Source organism: Actinoplanes derwentensis, assembly GCF_900104725.1.
Classification (GTDB): Bacteria; Actinomycetota; Actinomycetes; order Mycobacteriales; family Micromonosporaceae; genus Actinoplanes; species Actinoplanes derwentensis.
This window is the reverse complement of the sequence record NZ_LT629758.1, coordinates 7,065,373-7,080,657: the sequence shown is the minus strand read 5'-3', so window position 1 is coordinate 7,080,657 and position 15,285 is coordinate 7,065,373. Positions and strand designations below refer to the sequence as shown.

The 15,285-nt window shown below is 69.3% G+C and carries 15 protein-coding genes; 8 read left to right on the top strand and 7 right to left on the bottom strand.

From position 1 onward, the window contains the following. Nucleotide 1: 1 nt before the first annotated feature. On the bottom strand, nucleotides 2-481 hold the full coding sequence (locus BLU81_RS31130) for a response regulator (protein ID WP_092549252.1): 480 nt from the start codon (nucleotides 479-481) through the stop codon (nucleotides 2-4). Between the two features lie 77 nt (nucleotides 482-558). Here BLU81_RS31130 and BLU81_RS31125 point away from each other — a divergent pair, with 77 nt between their 5' ends. Next, nucleotides 559-1,572 carry an NADPH:quinone reductase gene (locus BLU81_RS31125; protein ID WP_092549249.1) on the top strand — a complete coding sequence of 338 codons (1,014 nt, stop codon included), beginning with the start codon at nucleotides 559-561 and terminating at the stop codon, nucleotides 1,570-1,572. Here the strand turns inward: BLU81_RS31125 and BLU81_RS31120 are convergent. The 6 genes from BLU81_RS31120 to pseB are packed head-to-tail and all read right to left on the bottom strand — an operon-like array spanning nucleotide 1,550 to nucleotide 7,701. After that, entirely contained in the window at nucleotides 1,550-2,554 is a 1,005-nt protein-coding gene (locus BLU81_RS31120) for a PseG/SpsG family protein (protein ID WP_092549245.1), read from the bottom strand. The genes BLU81_RS31125 and BLU81_RS31120 overlap by 23 nt on opposite strands. Continuing rightward, nucleotides 2,551-3,279: a cytidylyltransferase domain-containing protein gene (locus BLU81_RS31115; protein WP_092549242.1), complete on the bottom strand. Its 729-nt coding sequence runs from the start codon at nucleotides 3,277-3,279 to the stop codon at nucleotides 2,551-2,553. Before BLU81_RS31115 ends, BLU81_RS31120 begins: the two co-directional genes overlap by 4 nt. Then, nucleotides 3,276-4,778: a class I SAM-dependent methyltransferase gene (locus tag BLU81_RS31110; protein WP_231954840.1), complete on the bottom strand. Its 1,503-nt coding sequence runs from the start codon at nucleotides 4,776-4,778 to the stop codon at nucleotides 3,276-3,278. Before BLU81_RS31110 ends, BLU81_RS31115 begins: the two co-directional genes overlap by 4 nt. Nucleotides 4,779-4,783: 5 nt before the next feature. Further along, nucleotides 4,784-5,593 (bottom strand): hypothetical protein, encoded by an 810-nt coding sequence (locus tag BLU81_RS31105; protein WP_092549235.1) that lies wholly within the window; start codon nucleotides 5,591-5,593, stop codon nucleotides 4,784-4,786. A gap of 3 nt (nucleotides 5,594-5,596) precedes the next feature. Further along, nucleotides 5,597-6,721 carry a DegT/DnrJ/EryC1/StrS family aminotransferase gene (locus BLU81_RS31100; protein ID WP_092549232.1) on the bottom strand — a complete coding sequence of 375 codons (1,125 nt, stop codon included), beginning with the start codon at nucleotides 6,719-6,721 and terminating at the stop codon, nucleotides 5,597-5,599. After that, a complete protein-coding gene (gene pseB / locus BLU81_RS31095) occupies nucleotides 6,721-7,701 on the bottom strand; it encodes a UDP-N-acetylglucosamine 4,6-dehydratase (inverting) (protein WP_092549229.1) in 981 nt (326 codons plus the stop codon). The genes BLU81_RS31100 and pseB overlap by 1 nt, the downstream gene beginning before the upstream one ends. Before the next feature lie 190 nt (nucleotides 7,702-7,891). Between pseB and BLU81_RS31090 the strand changes: the two genes are divergently transcribed. The 7 genes from BLU81_RS31090 to BLU81_RS31060 all read left to right on the top strand — a co-directional run bounded on the left by BLU81_RS31090 (nucleotide 7,892) and on the right by BLU81_RS31060 (nucleotide 15,266). Further along, on the top strand, nucleotides 7,892-8,134 hold the full coding sequence (locus tag BLU81_RS31090) for an acyl carrier protein (RefSeq protein ID WP_092549226.1): 243 nt from the start codon (nucleotides 7,892-7,894) through the stop codon (nucleotides 8,132-8,134). Next, the gene (locus BLU81_RS31085) at nucleotides 8,131-8,862 is read left to right on the top strand and encodes an SDR family NAD(P)-dependent oxidoreductase (protein ID WP_092549223.1); all 732 of its coding nucleotides are present in this window, start codon (nucleotides 8,131-8,133) and stop codon (nucleotides 8,860-8,862) included. Before BLU81_RS31090 ends, BLU81_RS31085 begins: the two co-directional genes overlap by 4 nt. After that, complete coding sequence (locus tag BLU81_RS31080; protein ID WP_092549220.1) at nucleotides 8,859-10,073, top strand: AMP-binding protein; 1,215 nt, start codon at nucleotides 8,859-8,861, stop codon at nucleotides 10,071-10,073. The genes BLU81_RS31085 and BLU81_RS31080 overlap by 4 nt, the downstream gene beginning before the upstream one ends. Continuing rightward, complete coding sequence (locus tag BLU81_RS31075) at nucleotides 10,070-11,101, top strand: LuxE/PaaK family acyltransferase (RefSeq protein WP_092549217.1); 1,032 nt, start codon at nucleotides 10,070-10,072, stop codon at nucleotides 11,099-11,101. The genes BLU81_RS31080 and BLU81_RS31075 overlap by 4 nt, the downstream gene beginning before the upstream one ends. Next, the gene (locus BLU81_RS31070; protein WP_092549214.1) at nucleotides 11,101-12,282 is read left to right on the top strand and encodes an acyl-CoA reductase; all 1,182 of its coding nucleotides are present in this window, start codon (nucleotides 11,101-11,103) and stop codon (nucleotides 12,280-12,282) included. Before BLU81_RS31075 ends, BLU81_RS31070 begins: the two co-directional genes overlap by 1 nt. Before the next feature lie 41 nt (nucleotides 12,283-12,323). Next, a complete protein-coding gene (locus BLU81_RS31065; RefSeq protein WP_092549211.1) occupies nucleotides 12,324-13,889 on the top strand; it encodes a M1 family metallopeptidase in 1,566 nt (521 codons plus the stop codon). 75 nt (nucleotides 13,890-13,964) lie between these two features. Continuing rightward, a complete protein-coding gene (locus tag BLU81_RS31060; RefSeq protein WP_092549208.1) occupies nucleotides 13,965-15,266 on the top strand; it encodes a sensor histidine kinase in 1,302 nt (433 codons plus the stop codon). Nucleotides 15,267-15,285: the final 19 nt, after the last annotated feature.

Here is a 15,285-nt window from a genome sequence, read left to right as displayed (position 1 = left end):
GCTAGGCGGTACGACGGAACGGCGGTCGCTCCGGTTTCTGCTCCAGAACCAGAGCTTGCCGGGCGGCCAGCAGGGCCGCCCGGGCCGCCGTCGCCGAACGGGCCGCTTTGCCGGCCCGGATACCGAGCAACGCCTCCAGCCGGGTGCCGAGTTGCACCCGGCTGAACGGTTTCGGCAGGAAGTCGTCGGCGCCGGCGTGCAACGCGGTCATGATGTGATGACGGTGCACGTCGGCGCTGATCACCATCACCGGTGTGGCAGCGATGGCCGGGGAGTTCCGGACGATCCGGCACAGTTCGATTCCCGAGACACCCGGCATGCGTACGTCAGTCAGCAACGCGTCGATCCCACCGGCGGTCAGCAACTCCAGCGCGGCACCCGAGTCTCCGGCGGTCACCACGTCGTATCCGAGCCGGTGCAGCACGAGCGTCATCAGCTCACGGTGGTCGAACTCATCGTCAGCGATCAGCACGGTGGACACGGTCGCCTCCCCCCAACTCGGCACTACTCCTGTTCGGCAACCCGGACGAACGCCTGAGCGCGAAATAGGGTGGGGGTATGCGTGCTGCCGTTTTTCACGAGCCGGGTCCCGCTTCCGTTCTTCAGATCGTCGACCGGGACCTTCCGGGTGCCGGGGCGGGAGAGGTGCGGGTCCGGATCGTGTACTCGGCGGTGAACCCGACCGACACCGGGACCCGGGCCGGGCGGGGTGTGCCGGACGGGGTGACGCCACCGAGAGTGCCGAACCAGGACGGCACCGGAGTGGTGGACGCGCTCGGTGAAGGAGTGCACGATCTGGAGCCCGGTGACCCGGTGTGGGTGTGGGACGCCGGGTTCGGCCGGGCGAACGGGACCGCCCAGGAATATGTGGTGCTTCCCCGGTGGCAGGTGGTCCGGATGAACGAGGACGTTCCGTTCGAGGTCGGCGCCGCTCTGGGCATTCCGGCGCTGACCGCGCACCGGTGCCTGACGTTGGCCGCGGACGGTCCGGCCCGGCTGGAACCGGGCGCGCTGGACGGCCGGACCGTGCTGGTGGCCGGCGGCGCGGGCGCGGTCGGTAACGCGGCGATCCAGCTCGGCAAGTGGGCCGGTGCGACGGTGCTCGCCACGGTCAGTTCGAAGGAGAAGGCGGACCTGGCGCTCGCGGCCGGTGCCGATGCGGTGGTCAACTACCGGGAGGAGGACGTCGCCGCCCGGGTGCGCGAGATCAGCCCTGACGGCCCGGAGCTGATCGTCGAGGTAGACACCGGAAACCTCGATCTGGACCTGGACGTGATCGCCCCGGGCGGCAACATCGCGATCTACGTCGGCGGCAAGTTCAGTGTGCCCAGTTTCAAGGCGATGCTGAAGAACGTCAGCCTCGACTTCGTGCTCACCTACACGACCAGCCCGCAGGAGAAGGCGAACGCGGTCGAGGCCGTCGCCGAAGCGGTCAACACGGGTGCCTTCCGGGTCGGCGAACAGGCCGGGCTGCCGATCATCAGGTTCCCGCTGGATCGCATCGCTGAGGCGCACGAGGCGGTCGAGAACCACGTGATCGGCAAGGTGATCATCGAGGTGACGACTCCCTGACCAGGACGTCTGCCACTCGTTCGACCCCGCGGCCGTCGACAGCGGCCCAGCCCCGGACGGCGAGCGCGGTGCGGTCGGCCGGATTCAGCAGCAGCCGGCGCAGTGTCGTGACGGCGTCCGGGCCGAACTCACCGAGCCTGCCGATCCCGGCGGCGTAACCACGGGCGACTGCTTTCTCGTACCCGAGAATCTGATTGTCGATCACCCAGACCAGGGCCGCCGCCCGACCGAGGCAGAGCAGTTCCCAGGTCGACGTGCCGCTGGCGCTGACCACCAGGTCGGCCTCGACGAGCAACTCCGGCAGCCGGTCGGTCGGGTCGATGATCGCGAATCGCTGGCTCTCGCCGGCCGGGATCGTGAGGAGTTCGGCGCGCAGGCTCGGGTCGGCGGCGATCACGGTCGCGTCGAAAGGCGCCGCGGTGCCCGCGAGCAGTCGCGCGACCTGCGGCGCGGCCCGATAGGCGTCGGTTCCACCGAAAAAGGCGACCACCTTGGGCGTACGCCCGGACAGGTGCACCGGAGCAGTGGCCGGACGCAGCCGTCGCACCGCCGAACGCAGCAGCGCGTAATCGATTCCGGTCAGCAGCGTTCCGTCCGCGTCGAGCGTGGTGTCCAGGTTCTGATCGACGTAGACGTCCGCGTCCTGCCCACGGGTGTCACCGTCCACGATGGCCAGCACGGTCCGCCCGGTGGCCCGAACCGCCTTGGCGTGCGACGGCGGCAGCGTGTACGAGTCCACCACCAGCGCGTCCAGTCCCAGCCGTTCGGCCGCCGCGACCAGCCCGACCTCGTCGTAGGGGGCCGGATGCCACGGCAGCCCGCGCTGCCGCAGTTGCGCCTCGGCCCAGGTCACGCCGCCGAGGTCGCTGAGGAAGTGCACGTCCACCCCACGGCTGACGAGTTCCTCAGCCAGGGCCACGCACCGCACCAGATGCCCGACCCCGGTCTTCGGCCCCGCGTCACACCTGATCCCGACGATCACGCTTGCTCGAGTTCCTTCTGGGCGATGTGCGCGTTCAAGCTGGCGAGTTCGGGGCGGTCGGCGAGCCAGCCGGCGAGTTCCCGGACGGCCACCGGCGCGTCCCCGAAGTGGTCGACGATCGTCTCGATGAGCCGCCAGTCGTCCTCGGTGTCCAGGGTGAGCCGCAGGTACGACAGATCCGGCAGCACGGTCATCCCGACCACGTCGAAATCAGCCGGGTGCGAGTAGATGTACGAGGTCACATGCGTGCGGTGGTGGTCGTACGCCATCTTGTCGATCTCTTTGAGCACCGCTCCCCGGACCACCTCGACGTCCAGCCCGCGCGGCAGGGTCCGGGTGATCGACGTGGTCAGGTAGTCGGCCCCGGCCGCCGCGAACACCCGGTAGGCGCGGGCGACCAGCCGCGGGTCGAGCAGCGGGCAGTCCGCGGTGAACCGCATGACGTGCTCGGCCGACCGGGTCTCCAGCACCCCGAGGAACCGGGTCAGCACGTCGTCGACCGGCCCGCGGTAGCAGTCGATCCCGATCCGCGCGCATTCGGCGGCGACCGCGTCGTCGTCCGGTTCGATCGTGGTGGCCACCACGAGGTCGTCGAGGACGCCGCTCTCCCGGGCGGCCCTGGCCACCCGGTCGAGAACGGTCCGGCCGCCGAGTTCGCGCAGCACCTTGCCGGGCAGCCGGGTGGAGCCCATCCGGGCCTGAATGATCCCGAGGGTGGTCATCATCGTCCTTTTCGGATGCGATTGCGGGCCGCGCGGGCCAGGACGAGCCCGGCTTTGGCGGCGCGGAAGCCGAGGTTGCCGCTGAACGCGGCGATCTGTGTCTTGGCGCGGCCCAGTTCGGCCTCGCGTTTCTCCAGTTCGACTTCGAAGAACCGGGCGCGTTCCTCGGCGTCGGCGAGTTGTCGCCGCAGTGCGGCGATCTGGTTCTGCTGTTCGCGGCGGCCCAGCGGCTCGAACCCCTCCGGCATTTCGGAGATGTCGGAAGGGGTGGGGTGTCCAGCGGCTCCGGCCAGGACCGCGATCAGCCGGACCACGTCGGTGATACCCGGCCACGGGTGGTGATATCCGCCGTCGATCAGCGTGTGGGCGAATCGAGCCAACACGTCCGAACGGTCCGGCTCGTTCGGGTCCAGGACCGTGAACCGTTCGCCGTCGACGAGGACGTTCCCGGCGGTCGCCATCGGCAGCTCGGTCATCCAACCGGTGAGCAGCCGCCGCAACTCCGGCAGATCGTGGCCGAGCGCCGCCCCGAGCAGCCTCTCCTCCAGCAGGTGCCCGGCCGGCAGCGGTTCGGCGGCCCCGTTCGCCGTCCGGCGCAGCCAGCCCTCCGGCGTGCCGACGATCTCGGTGACCGTCCCCGAGCCGCCGGTTCCTGATCCGCCGGCTACCGAACTGCTGGCGAACAGCACCGGCGGCAGCTGGAGTCCCTGACCCGGACGGGCGGCTCGCTGGGCGACGGCCAGCCAGGCGGGGGCCAGCTCGGCGCCGATCCCGCGACGCACCGACGCGGCGGCGAGCCGCCGGGGATCACTGAGGACAGACCCTTGCCGGTACGCCGCCGCGGTCACGTTCGCGGCCAGGGCGGCGAGCGCGTCCAGCGGCCCGTACCGCAGCGTCTCGGAGTCGACCAGCAGTGCCGGGCTCTCGGGCAGTGGCCAGAGGGCGGCCATCCCGGAGACCGGCAGGCCCTCGGCTCCGAGCACCGCGGCCACCCGATCGGCCCGGCCCGGTGCGGTCCCGAACTCGGCGGCCGCGTTCCAGGCGTCGGCGGCCCGGTCGGCGGCCGGTGTTCCCGGATCGACCAGGCGGTGTACGCCCAGCTCGTTCTCGACCGTGAGCAGCAGAGTGCCACCGGGCCGCAGTGACCGCTTGAGGACCCGGACCGATTCGGCCCAGTCGAGCGGGGTGTCCTCCGGCGAGCAGAGGCGGCCGACACCGTCGAAGGCGATCACCGTGTCGTACCGGTCCGCGTCGGTCAGTTTGGACAGGGTGCCGCAGAGCACCGTGACGTCGGTATCGGCCAGTGCCTCGGCGTCCGGCCGGGACCGGAGCAGACAGGTCACCTCGCGCCGGTCGGCCAGTGCCCGGACCAGCCCGGCGTCGTGCGGCCCGGCGACCAGAACCCGGATGCCGGTGGGCAGCCGGTCGGCCAGGTGCCGGTAGAGCGGGCCGGAGGCGGGCGGATGCTCCTCGGCGTACTCCGGCATCTCGCCGCCGATCATGGTGATCACGCCGGCCAGCCCAGGATCGCGCGCAGCTCGGCCGGGGACGCCAGATGGCCGTCACCCAACTCGGCCAGTACCGTCTCACGGGCCAGCGCCGGGTCGGGGGCGGCACCGTGCAGTTCCGGCCACTCGCGGCGGATCCGGTCGGGTGTGGTGGTGTCCTCGCGGTCCAGGTACATCGGGTCGCCGTACACCGCGGGCTCACAACCGGCGGCGGTGCCGTAGAGGATCGCGGTGCTCAGCCGATTCGACGCCACCCGGCGGTGCCGGCGCAGTTCGGCGAGCTGACGGTGCAGGAACCGGGCGTCGGTGCGCTGCCGCATGTAACCCCGGTACCCGTGGCAGATGACCCGTCCGGACCGCTCGTACAGGGCCCGGATCCGGCCGTCCTCGAATTCGTTCCAGTAGAGACAGAACGTGATCGGCCCGCTCTCGGTGGCGGTGATCTCGTCGATCAGCCGATGATGATCCCCGCTGACCTTCTGCCCCTCCCACCCGTGGAACGGGTACCAGATGGTCCCCTCCCGAGGCTCGTTCGTTCCGGCGCCGGCCGCGGAACGCAGCAGGTAGAGGAACGGGGCACCGGTCACTGTGGCCAGTGGGCGGTTCATCGACCAGGCCCGGCGGCGGGTGCGTTCGGACCACACGAAGATCGGACGGCCGGGCGCGTACGGGGTGCCCGCGCCCAACCCGTCCACCACGTTCCAGCCGTGCTGCAGGTACCCGTCGACCCGGGGCGGGTCGGCCGGGTCCAGTCCGCAGTATTCGGCGAGGACGTGGGCGTGTCCGTAGAAGTGGTTGCCGTGGTGCACCCGTCAGCTCCTGAGGATGCCGCGCAGAGCCTCGACCACACGGTCCTGGTCACTGTCGGTGAGGTCGGCGAAGAGTGGCAGGGACAGCTGCTCGGCATAGAACGCCTCGGCGTTCGGGCACAGGCCCCGCCGGTAGCCGAGGTCCTCGAAGACCGGGTGCCAGTACACCGGGACGTAGTTGACCTGGACCAGGATCCCGTCGGCGCGCATCCGCTCGAACACCTCACGGCGGCGGCCGTCGAGGATCCGCACCGGATAGAGGTGCCGCATCGCGTCGACACCCTCGCCGTGCACCGGCAGGCGCAGGCCGGGCACGTCGTCGAGCAGTGCGTCGTAGCGGGCGACGAGTTGCTGCCGCCGCGCCTTGAACGCGCCGAGCCGCCGCAACTGGGAGCTGCCCAGGGCACAGAGCACGTCGGGCAGCCGGTAGTTCAGGCCGAACTCGTGCACTTCCTGATGCCAGGCGCCCTCGTCCGGGTACCGCATCTTCGCCCGGTCCCGGACCAGCCCGACGGTCCGGAACTCCCGCAGCCGGGTGACCAGCTCGGGCCGGGTCGAGGCGATCGCTCCGCCCTCGGCGGTGGTGAAGTTCTTGGTCGGGAAGAACGAGAACGTGGTCAGGTCGGCGAGCGTGCCCACCGGCCGGCCCCGGTACGACGATCCGATCGAGTGGGCGGCGTCGCCCAGCAGGTAGGACCCGGCGCTGTCAGCGATCTTGCGGAGCCGGTCGTAGTCGGCGGGCACACCCGCGTAGTCCACCGCCGCGATGACCTTGGTGCGTGATGTGACCGCCGCTTCCACGGCCGCCGGGTCGATGTTCGCGGAGTCCTGTTCGACGTCCGCGAACACCACCTTCGCCCCGAGCATGGCCGCGCCCGAGGCGGTGGCCACGAACGTCATCGGCGTGGTGACGACCTCGTCTCCACTGGTCACGCCCGTTGCGGCGTAGGCCGCGTGCAACGCCGTCGTCCCGTTGGTAACCGTCACGCAGGGTGCGCCCGCGACGTCCGCCAACAGGGCCTCGAACTCGGCGACCCGCGGCCCGGTGGTCAGCCAGTCACTGCCCAGGGCCTCGACGACCGCCGCCACGTCGGAGTCGTCGATGGACTGTCGTCCGTACGGCAGCATCAGGACTCCGCGAGCAGTTCGCGCATCTCGTCGACCGAGAGCCACAGGTCGTTGTTGTCCGAGCGGTAGTTGAAGCCGTCGGCGACCGCCTCGCCACCCTCCGGCGACTCGTAACCCCAGCTGGCCACCACCGGCTGGACCACGTAACGGTCCTTGAAGCGCAGCGTGCGGCGGCTGTCGTCGGAGGCGATCATCTCCTCGTGCAGCTTCTCGCCGGGACGCATGCCCATCTCGTGGGTGGTGGCGCCGGGCGCGACGGCCTCGACCAGGTCCATGATCCGCATGCTGGGGATGCGCGGGACGTACAGCTCGCCACCCTGCATCACGTCGAACGAGTCGACGACGAACTTGACCGCCGCGTCCAGGGTGATCCAGAACCGGGTCATCCGCTTGTCGGTGATCGGCAGGCTCTTGCCCTCTTCGGCGAGCTTGCGGAAGAACGGGACCACCGAGCCGCGGCTGCCCATCACGTTGCCGTAGCGGACCACGGCGAGCCGGGTCGGGTGGGTGGCGGCGTAGTGGTTGCCGGCGATCACGATCTTGTCGGCGGCGAGTTTGGTCGCGCCGTACAGGTTGATCGGGCTGGACGCCTTGTCGGTGGAGAGCGCGACGACCTTCTTGACACCGGCGTTGATGGCCGCGTCGATCACGTTCTGGGTGCCGTTGATGTTCGTCGCGACGAACTCCGACGGGTTGTACTCGGCGGTGTCGACCTGCTTCAGGGCTGCGGCGTGCACCACGTGGTCGATGCCGTGCATGGCCCGGGCGAGACGCTTCTCGTCCCGGATGTCGCCGATGAAGAAGCGCAGGCGGGGGTCGTCGCCGAACATCTGGCGGACCTCGTACTGCTTCAGTTCGTCGCGGGAGAACACGACGATGCGGGCCGGGTCGAGGTGGGTCAGCGCGTACCTCAGGAATGCCTTGCCGAAGGAACCGGTGGAGCCGGTGACAAGGATCGAGGAGCCGGCGATTTCAGACAAGGTTTTCTCCGTCGGGATCAGCGAGAGGCTGGCTACGAGCCGGAAGCATAACCAGCGGATTCGCTAATTCCAGGGGCGCGGAAGAATGCCAAATGCAGTTCATTTCCAGTTCAGCCGGGATTGGTCGGGACGACCGGGAAGCTGCGGGAAGGTAGGACTCCTCCGATCACCCCCACCCTGGAGTAACACCGTGACTGAGCTGCAGAGACTACGTGCGGCGTTCCGTACCGCCCTCGATCTTCCGGTGGACGCCCCCGTGGACGATCTGCGCTACCAGGACAACGAGAAGTGGGATTCGCTCGCGCACATGTCACTCGTCGCGACGATTGAAGATGAATTCTCGGTAATGATTGACACCGACGATGTCATCGGTTTGTCCAGTTTTGAAGAGGCCGTGCGAATCCTCGGTAAATACGGGGTGGACGTCAAGTGAGTGTCGCCCTCGTGACGGGTGCGTCGCGCGGCATCGGCCGGGCCACCGCGCACCGCCTCGCCGAGCAGGGCTTCGATCTGGTTCTGCACGGCCACGGCCCGGACGCCGTCGCGGAGACCGCGGCCGCGCTGTCCGGCAAGTTCGGCGGCACCGTCGTGCACGCGGCCGGTGACATCGCCGACCCGGCCACCAGCAAGGCCCTGGTCCGACTGGCCTTCGACACGTTCAAACGGCTGGACGCGCTGGTGGTCAACGCCGGCACGCACGCGGCCGGGATGCTCGGTATGACACCGGACGCGACGGTCGAGCGGCTGTTCGCGGTGAACGCGGCGGGTGCCGCGTACACCCTGCAGAACGCGGTCCGCCTGCTCGCCCGCGGCCAGAACCCGGCCGTCGTGCTGACCGCCTCGATCACCGGCACCCACGGTGTCGCCGGTCAGGCGGTCTACGCCGCCTCGAAGGCCGCGGTCATCGGGCTCACCAAGTCGGCGGCCAAGGAACTCGGCCCGAAGGGCATCCGGGTCAACGCGGTCGCCCCCGGTTTCATCGCCACCGACATGCTGGACACGCTCGACGAGTCCGGCCGTGCCGCCCGGATCGTGGACACCGCTCTGGGCCGGCTCGGCACCGCCGAGGACGTCGCCGACGTGATCGCCTTCCTCCTCTCCGACCAGGCCCGATTCGTCACCGGCCAGGTGATCGGGGTCGACGGGGGACTGAAACTGTGAACCTGCTGCACCCGGCCGCGAGGGTCGTCGACGCGGCCACCGGCGAGATCCTGACGCGAGAGCTGATCGACGCGGCGGAGCGGGAACTCCCGGAGAAGTCACCGGTGTTCCTCGCGATGACCACGACCGTGCCGGCGATCGCCACCTATCTGGCCGCGTTGCGCGCCGGGAAACCGGTGCTGCTGCTCGACCCGGAGCTGGACCAGACCTCGTTGCGGGCCCGGTTCACCACCGATGACGTGCACCCGGATCTGGCGCTGCTGCTCACCACCAGTGGATCGACCGGGGACCCGAAACTCGTCCGGCTGTCCCGGGCGGCGGTGCTCGCCAACGCGGAGCAGGTGGCCGAGAGCCTCGGGATCACCGGCGACGACGTCGCGATCACCACGCTGCCGCTCTTCTACTCGTACGGCCTCTCGGTCCTGCATTCGCATCTTCTCCGGGGTGCGACCGTGATCCTGGAACGAACCGGGATCATGCAGAAGGACTTCTGGACCGCGGTGAACGAGCACGCGGTCACGTCGATGGCGTTCGTCCCGTCGCAGTACGAGATGCTGCGCCGACTGCGTTTCGACCCGGCGAAGTATCCGTCGTTGCGGACCCTCACCCAGGCCGGTGGCCGGTTACGCGCCGAACTGATCGACGACTTCGCGGCCCGGATGAGCACTGTGGACGGCCGGATGTTCGTGATGTATGGCCAGACCGAGGCCGGCCCCCGGATGGCCTGCCTGCCTTCGTCCTCGTTGACGGCGAAGTCCGGCTCGGTCGGTCTGGCGATGCCCGGCGCGACGTTCGCGATCGAGGACGACGAGGTCGTCTATCGCGGGCCCAACGTCATGATGGGGTACGCCGAGACCGCCGCTGACCTGGCTCGTGGCGACGACCAGGGCGGCGTGCTGCGCACCGGTGACCTGGGCCGGCTCGACGACGACGGCTTCCTTTTCCTCACCGGCCGGATCAAGCGGATCGGCAAGGTCTTCGGCGTCCGGATCAACCTCGACGACGTGGAGCGCGAGTTCCCGGTGGTGGCCGTGGCCGGTGACGACAAGCTGCACGTCTTCACCCTGGACACCGACACCCGGGCACTGCGCACGAAGATCGCCGAATGGCTGGGCACCCACTTCACCGGTGTCGACGTGCGCACGATCGAGGCCCTGCCGCTGCTGCCGAACGGCAAGACCGACTACCGCGCCCTGGAGGCGTCGCTGTGAGTGTCTTCACCCTGCCGCAAGCCGTCAAGGAAGAACGACTCGTCCAGGAACTGACGGCTCTGACCGCTTTTCATCGGGCCCATTGCGAGCCGTACGACCGGATCCTGAGCGCTTCCGGCTACACCGACGCTTCCGGCATCCCCGAATTGCCGTGGCTACCCGTCCGGCTCTTCAAGACGCTCGAACTCAAGAGCATCCCGGACGACGAGGTCTTCAAAGTCCTCACGTCCAGCGGCACCACCGGTGACGTCAGCAAGATCTACCTGGACAAGGCGGCCGCCGCCGAGCAGCAGAAACGGCTCGCCGCCACGGTGCAGACCGTGCTCGGCCCGAAACGCTTGCCGATGATCCTGGTCGACACCAAGGCGATGCTGAAGGACCGCCGCTCGTTCAGTGCCCGCGGCGCCGGGGTGCTCGGCATGTCGACCTTCGGGCGCGATCACGTGTGGGCACTCGACATGAACGGCCAGGTCGACCTGGCGGCACTGCGCGGCTTCCTGGAGAAACACGGTGACCAGCCGTTCCTGATCTTCGGGTTCACCTTCCTGGTCTGGTTGCACCTCTACGAGGTCGCCCTGGAACACGGCCTGGACCTGAGCAACGGCACCCTGATCCACTCCGGCGGCTGGAAGAAGCTGATCGACCAGGCCGTCTCGCCGGAGGAGTTCCGGTCTCATTTGAAGAAGGTCGGGCTCACCCGGGTCCACAACTATTACGGCATGGTCGAGCAGATCGGGACGATCTTTCTTGAAGGCCCGGACGGCGGTTCGCTGTACTGCCCGGATTTCGCGGACGTCGTGGTTCGTGACCCGGAGACCTGGGCGGAGCTGCCGCCCGGAAAACCGGGCCTCCTGGAAGTCGTGAGCACCCTGTCTACCTCTTATCCCGGCCACGTGCTGCTCACCGAGGATCTCGGTGTGGTGCACGGCATCGACGACGGGGACTGGCCCGGCAAGCGCTTCTCGGTGCTCGGCCGCCTGCCCCGCGCCGAGGCACGGGGCTGCTCGGACACGTACAAGGGAGCCTGATGCAGTTTCGTTTCGGTGTCGAGGGCGATCTCACCGCGCCGTCGGAGGATCGGCTCACCGTCGGTGACCCCCGGGTCGTCGACTTCCTGGCCAAGCTGGCCCGGAAACTGCTCGCGCCTGCGGTGGCCCGGAGGTTCCCGGAGCTGGGATCGCTCGGTTACTTCCTGCGACCGGCTGAGCTGCACCGGGCGGTCGCCGCGATGGAACGTACCGACGCGCTGGTCTTCCCGCGTGGGAACGTCTTCCACCTGCCGCCGGCCAATGTGGACACCATCTTCGTCTACTCGTGGGCGCTGTCCGCGCTGGCCGGCAACCACAACGTGGTCCGGATCTCGTCCCGGTCGGCGGGCGCGGCCGAGGTCATCCTGGACGCGCTGAACGAGACCGAAGCCGACCCGGTCATCGGCCGGACCCAGAAGATGGTCACGTACGGCTACGACGACGCCGTCACCGCGGCCCTCAGCCGGTGGTGTGACCTGCGGGTGATCTGGGGCGGCGACACGGCCGTCGACACGATCCGCAAACAGCCGCTGCGGCCGTCCGCCCGGGACCTGACCTTCCCGGACCGTACGTCCTGGGCGGTCCTGTCCGTGCCCGGCTGGCAGGCCGCCGACCCGGCCGCGCGCAAAGCCGCCGTGACCGGTTTCGCCAACGACGCGTACTGGTTCGACCAGGCCGCCTGCTCCTCACCGCGGACGGTGTTCCTGATCGGTGCCGGGGACGCCGCCGCGGTCCGGTCCGAGTTCCTGGACCTGCTGCTCACGGTGGTGGACCAGCGGGGCTGGACGGTGGACGCGGCGATGGCCGTGGAGAAGCGGGTCAACGCGTACGGGCTGGCCGCGACCGGTGCCGCCACCGCCGTGGACTTCCCGGACAACCGGCTGACCGCGGTGACCCTGGCCGGGCCCGGGTCGGTGCCGCGGCGCTGGATCGGGGCGGGCGCGTTCCCGTTCGCCGAGGCCGGCTCGCTGATCGATCTGGTGCCGGCGATGAACCGGCAGGACCAGACGGTCAGCCATTTCGGCTTCACTCCGGCCGAGTTGCGGGCCTTCGCGACCGAGCTGGGTGGCCGCGGTGTGGACCGGATCGTGCCTTTCGGGTCAGCCCTGACCTTCGGCTCCATCTGGGACGGATACGACCTTCCGGCCGAGTTCACCAGGCTTACCACGCTGCACATATAGGTGATTGCCCCTCGTTGCGTCGGGGGCGTACCGTCCCGGCCATGACAACCATCAATAACCGGCTCACGGGGGCGCTGGCCGTCACCACGGCGGCGTTGGTCGGTATCGCTGGGACCGCGGTTCCGGCCAGCGCGGCGGCTGCCGCCAAACCCGGCTCAGCCGGACTCGGTGACCGGCTCTATCCGTTGCTCGGCAATGGCGGATACGACGTCACCAACTACTACCTTCGGCTGAAGCATCCGGCCAAGAACCCGAACCAGCAGGTCAACGGCAGCGTGACGATCTCCGCGATCGCCATCCAGAGCCTGTCCCGTTTCAACCTGGACTTCGCCGGTGACGGCGTCGGCTCGGTCTACGTCAACGGCAAGGTCGCCAAGTTCGCCCGCTCCGGCGAGGAGCTGGTGATCACCCCGGCGAGCTACCTGCCGAAGGGCAAGAGCTTCCGGGTCACCGTCAACGGTTTCACCGCCACGCCGGTGGTGGCCGGCAAGGCCGCCGCGCCCGACGGGTTCGTGGCGACCAAGGACGGGACCGTGCTGGCCGGTCAGCCGGACACCGCGCACAACCTGTTCCCGAGCAACGACCACCCGCGGGACAAGGCGACCTACACCGTCGCGGTGACCGTCCCGTCCGGCTGGAAGGCCGTGGCCAGCGGAAAGCACGTGAAGACCACGACGGCCGGTGGGTACGTCACCTCGACGTACCGCGAGGCCAAGCCGATGGCCAGTGAGCTGGCCCAGATCGTGGCCGGCGATTTCGTCGTGCACAACCGCAAAGCGGTCGGCGGCGTGCCGATCCGGGACGTCTTCCCGCGCCGGCTGGCGAGCAAGCTGACGACCAAGGCCAAGGTCGAGAAGTCGCAGATGACCTGGCTGACCAAGAAGGTCGGGGCGTACCCGTTCGAGAACTACGGTTCGCTGGTCATCGAGGCGGACCTCGGTTTCGCGCTGGAGACCCAGACCCTCTCGCTGTACGACACCAACGTCTTCAGCCTGCCGGGCTACATCCTCAACCCGATCATGGCGCACGAGCTGGCGCACCAGTGGTTCGGCAACAGCGTCGCCCCGTCGGTCTGGAGTGACGTGTGGCTGAACGAGGGCCACGCCACCTGGTACGAGATGCTCTACGCCAGTGACACCAAGACCTTCAAGAAGTACACCGGTCTCGCCAACCGGGAGGCCTACTTCAAGGCGGTCTACCAGCTGGGCGACCGGTACCGTGCGGCGTTCGGCCCGGTGGCCAAGCCGAAGGGCTCGGCCTCGGTCTGGGACGTCTTCAACCCGAACGTCTACGACGGTGGCGCGCTCGCCCTCTACGCCCTCCAGCAGAAGATCGGCGCCAAGAAGTTCGCCAAGATCGAGCGCGAGTGGGTCAAGAAGTACCGCGGCAAGTCCGCCTCCACTGCCCAGTTCATCGCGCTGGCCTCGAAGGTCTCCGGCCAGAACCTGAAGCCGTTCCTGACCAGGTGGCTCTACGGCAAGAAGACCCCGGCGATGCCCGGCCACAGCAACTGGAAGGTGTCGAAGGCGACCGCCTCCGCAGCCGGCGTCTCCGATCTGCTGGTCTTCCCGAACCGGGCGCAGCTGCTGAGCGGTCACCAGCACTGAGGTAGGGATAACCCCACCGTCGAGTGGGCGGCTCACCGGATCGTGCGGGCGGGCGTCGATGCATAGCGTGGTGGCATGACGACCACACACGCCGGCGCGGCGCCCACCCGCAGCCCGGCCGGCAAGCTGCGGCAACTGGGCATCGACACCCAGTACGTGCTGCTCGGCTTCCCGATCGCCCTGGTGACGCTGGTCCTCGGCCTCACCGGGTTCGCCGTCGGCGTCAGCACCGCGGTCATCTGGATCGGTCTGCCCCTGCTGGCGGGGACGCTGATGATGTCCCGCGGTTTCGCGATGGCCGAGCGCGCCCGGATCAGCCCGGTGCTCGGCCGGCGGATCCCGCAACCGATCTACCGGAACAGCCGCGGCAAGGGCGCGTTCCGGCGGCTGGTCGGCCCGTTCACCGACGGGCAGTATTGGCTCGACCTGCTGCACGGCGTGTTCCGCCTGGTCCCGAACGTGCTGGGCTTCTGTTTCGTGCTCACCTGGTGGGCCGGCACGCTCAGCGGCCTCACCTGGTGGCTCTGGGGTTGGACGATCCCGCAGGGACCGAACGACCAGGATCTGCCCGGGCTGCTCGGACTCGGGTCGACCTACCTCAACCGGTCGCTGTTCTACCTTGCCATGGGCGTCTTCTTCGCCGGCACCCTGTTCTGGGTGGTCCGCTGGTCGGCGCTGCTGGAGGCGAAGTTCGCCCAGGGCCTGCTGATCGGCGCGTACGAGCTGCGGCGCCAGGTCACCGACGCCGAAGAAGCTCGTGACCTGGCCCGCCAGCAGAAAGCGGCGGCCGTCTCGGCCGAAGCGGTGGCGCTGCGCAAGCTGGAGCGCGACATCCACGACGGCCCGCAGCAGCGGCTGGTCCGGCTGGCCATGGATCTGGGCCGGGCCGAGCAGAAGTTCGCCGACGACCCGGAGCACGCCCGGGCCCTCGTGGCCGAGGCGCTCACCCAGACCCGGGAGACCCTGGACGAGCTGCGGGCCCTGTCCCGCGGAATCGCCCCGCCGATCCTGGTCGACCGCGGGCTGCAGGCGGCGCTGACCGCCCTGGCCGGCCGGTGCACCGTCCCGGTGGACCTGGACGCGCCGCCGCTGGAGCGGCTGGACCCGGGTGTCGAGTCGACCGCCTACTTCGTGGTGGCCGAGGCGCTCACCAACGTCGCCAAACACAGCCACGCCAACGAGGTACAGGTCAGCGTGCAGCGGATCGCCACCGGGCTGATCGTGACGGTCTCCGATGACGGCGTGGGCGGGGCGAGTCTGGCCAAGGGGCACGGCCTGGCCGGGCTGGACGACCGGGTCCGGGCCGCCGGGGGAGTGCTCGCGGTGGACAGCCGGGAGGGCGAGGGCACCCGGCTCACCGCGGCTCTGCCCCTGTGAGCTCGTCTGACAGCATGAG